At 51.8% G+C, this 3277-nt stretch carries 2 tRNA genes and 2 rRNA genes (1 of these 4 running past the window's edge); all 4 read right to left on the bottom strand.

The window, feature by feature from the left end:
- Nucleotides 1-842 (bottom strand): 23S ribosomal RNA (locus QUA42_RS27245); it reaches 2136 nt to the left of the window's first position.
- A 367-nt stretch (nucleotides 843-1209) separates the two neighbouring features.
- Nucleotides 1210-1285: transfer RNA gene (locus tag QUA42_RS27250), tRNA-Ala, on the bottom strand.
- Nucleotides 1286-1311: 26 nt separating this feature from the next.
- A tRNA-Ile gene (locus QUA42_RS27255) sits at nucleotides 1312-1388 on the bottom strand.
- A 114-nt stretch (nucleotides 1389-1502) separates the two neighbouring features.
- Nucleotides 1503-3031, bottom strand: a 16S ribosomal RNA gene (locus QUA42_RS27260).
- The 16S and 23S rRNA genes sit together here with 2 tRNA genes alongside, the layout of an rRNA operon.
- Nucleotides 3032-3277 lie beyond the last annotated feature (246 nt).

Below are 3277 nucleotides of genomic sequence, written 5' to 3' on the forward strand. Positions count from 1 at the left end.
ATACTTGAGGCACTACCTAAATAGTTTTCGGAGAGAACCAGCTATTTCCAAGTTTGTTTAGCCTTTCACCCCTATCCACAGCTCATCCGCTAGTTTTGCAACACTAGTCGGTTCGGACCTCCAGTACCTGTTACGGCACCTTCATCCTGGCCATGGATAGATCACTTGGTTTCGGGTCTACACCCAGCGACTGAATCGCCCTATTCGGACTCGATTTCTCTACGGCTTCCCTATTCGGTTAACCTTGCCACTGAATGTAAGTCGCTGACCCATTATACAAAAGGTACGCAGTCACCCCTTTCGAGGCTCCTACTTTTTGTAAGCACGCGGTTTCAGGATCTATTTCACTCCCCTCCCGGGGTTCTTTTCGCCTTTCCCTCACGGTACTTGTTCACTATCGGTCGATGATGAGTATTTAGCCTTGGAGGATGGTCCCCCCATATTCAGACAGGATTTCTCGTGTCCCGCCCTACTTGTCGTTAGCTCAGTACCACACAGGTCTTTTCACGTACGGGGCTATCACCCGCTATGGCCGCCCTTTCCAAGGCGTTCCGTTAAGTCTTGTGCTATCACTAACAGGCTCTTCCGATTTCGCTCGCCACTACTTTCGGAATCTCGGTTGATGTCTTTTCCTCGAGCTACTGAGATGTTTCAGTTCACCCGGTTCGCCTCGCATGACTATGTATTCATCATGCGATACCTACTGCTAGGTGGGTTTCCCCATTCGGAAATCTCCGGATCAAAGCTAATTTGCCAGCTCCCCGAAGCTTATCGCAGGCTATCACGTCCTTCGTCGCCTATCATCGCCAAGGCATCCACCACGTGCTCTTATTCACTTGACCCTATAACTTTGATGTCTCACCAGGTCGTTCAACCCAGCAAAACACAAAATCACATCAAGCAAATGTCTGTCAGGTCTTGCACCTGACGCGTTATGCCGTTTCAATTCATATCTTTCGACTAAATTGAATATTCGTTGACGCAATCAAAAATTCTTGTTGCTGATGGCACGGTGCACATGAAACCTTTACGAATATGTGCTTTCCATCAGCAACGCTGATTCGACTCTATGAATTTTTAAAGAACAGCCGTGATCACCCGAAGGCAATCTATTGATCGATAGATACCGATCAACATCAAAGCACCCTGCAGCACAGGACGCTTTGATGTTGAAACAGACAAGGGGTTGCAAGTTGCAACCTGAAGTGATGGTGGAGGATGACGGGATCGAACCGACGACCCCCTGCTTGCAAAGCAGGTGCTCTCCCAGCTGAGCTAATCCCCCAGGATGTCTTGACTCATTGGAGGGGATGGTGGGTCTGGTTGGTCTCGAACCAACGACCCCCGCCTTATCAAGACGGTGCTCTAACCAACTGAGCTACAGACCCAAGCCGGTCGCTTGATCTCCCCAAATCCACTCTCGCGAATGAACTGGATCGCTGGCGACTTCCTTCCAACAACCGATAAGTGTGAGCGTTTGAGCTTGATTGCTCTTCTTCCAGAAAGGAGGTGATCCAGCCGCACCTTCCGATACGGCTACCTTGTTACGACTTCACCCCAGTCACGAACCCCGCCGTGGTAATCGCCCTCCTTGCGGTTAGGCTAACTACTTCTGGCGAGACCCGCTCCCATGGTGTGACGGGCGGTGTGTACAAGACCCGGGAACGTATTCACCGTGACATGCTGATCCACGATTACTAGCGATTCCGACTTCACGCAGTCGAGTTGCAGACTGCGATCCGGACTACGACCGGCTTTGATGGATTAGCTCCCCCTCGCGGGTTTGCGACCCTTTGTACCGGCCATTGTATGACGTGTGTAGCCCCACCTATAAGGGCCATGAGGACTTGACGTCATCCCCACCTTCCTCCGGTTTGTCACCGGCAGTCTCATTAGAGTGCCCTTTCGTAGCAACTAATGACAAGGGTTGCGCTCGTTGCGGGACTTAACCCAACATCTCACGACACGAGCTGACGACAGCCATGCAGCACCTGTGTTACGGCTCTCTTTCGAGCACTAAGCCATCTCTGGCAAATTCCGTACATGTCAAAGGTGGGTAAGGTTTTTCGCGTTGCATCGAATTAAACCACATCATCCACCGCTTGTGCGGGTCCCCGTCAATTCCTTTGAGTTTCAACCTTGCGGCCGTACTCCCCAGGCGGTCAACTTCACGCGTTAGCTTCGTTACTGAGTCAGAAGAGACCCAACAACCAGTTGACATCGTTTAGGGCGTGGACTACCAGGGTATCTAATCCTGTTTGCTCCCCACGCTTTCGTGCATGAGCGTCAGTGCAGGCCCAGGGGATTGCCTTCGCCATCGGTGTTCCTCCGCATATCTACGCATTTCACTGCTACACGCGGAATTCCATCCCCCTCTGCCGCACTCCAGCTTTGCAGTCACAAGCGCCATTCCCAGGTTAAGCCCGGGGATTTCACGCCTGTCTTACAAAACCGCCTGCGCACGCTTTACGCCCAGTAATTCCGATTAACGCTTGCACCCTACGTATTACCGCGGCTGCTGGCACGTAGTTAGCCGGTGCTTATTCTTACGGTACCGTCATTAGCCCCAGGTATTAACCAGGACCGTTTCGTTCCGTACAAAAGCAGTTTACAACCCGAAGGCCTTCTTCCTGCACGCGGCATTGCTGGATCAGGCTTGCGCCCATTGTCCAAAATTCCCCACTGCTGCCTCCCGTAGGAGTCTGGGCCGTGTCTCAGTCCCAGTGTGGCTGGTCGTCCTCTCAGACCAGCTACAGATCGTTGGCTTGGTGAGCCTTTACCCCACCAACTACCTAATCTGATATCGGCCGCTCCAATCGCGCGAGGCCTTACGGTCCCCCGCTTTCATCCATAGATCGTATGCGGTATTAGCGCAGCTTTCGCTGCGTTATCCCCCACGACTGGGCACGTTCCGATACATTACTCACCCGTTCGCCACTCGTCAGCACCTTGCGGCCTGTTACCGTTCGACTTGCATGTGTAAAGCATGCCGCCAGCGTTCAATCTGAGCCAGGATCAAACTCTTTAGTTCGATCTTGAAAATTACTCATAAAAACGGAATTGAAGTGAACTTCACTTCTATTCTCATGAGCGTTTAAAGTCTTGCGACTTGGACTCTTTCGAGTCCGGTTCGCAATCGCCTTCAAACGCCCACGCTTATCGGCTGTGTATTTTTAATGATCCGGCAGATTCAGCGGCTTTCACCACCCTCTTCTGCTTGCTTAGCTGCGATCAGCTGAGCCTCGTAGTATACATCAGTTTTTGCCGCGCTGTCAAA

Origin of the sequence: Microcoleus sp. Pol11C2 (assembly GCF_036701505.1) — a bacterium.
In the GTDB taxonomy this organism is placed as follows: Bacteria; Cyanobacteriota; Cyanobacteriia; order Cyanobacteriales; family Microcoleaceae; genus Microcoleus.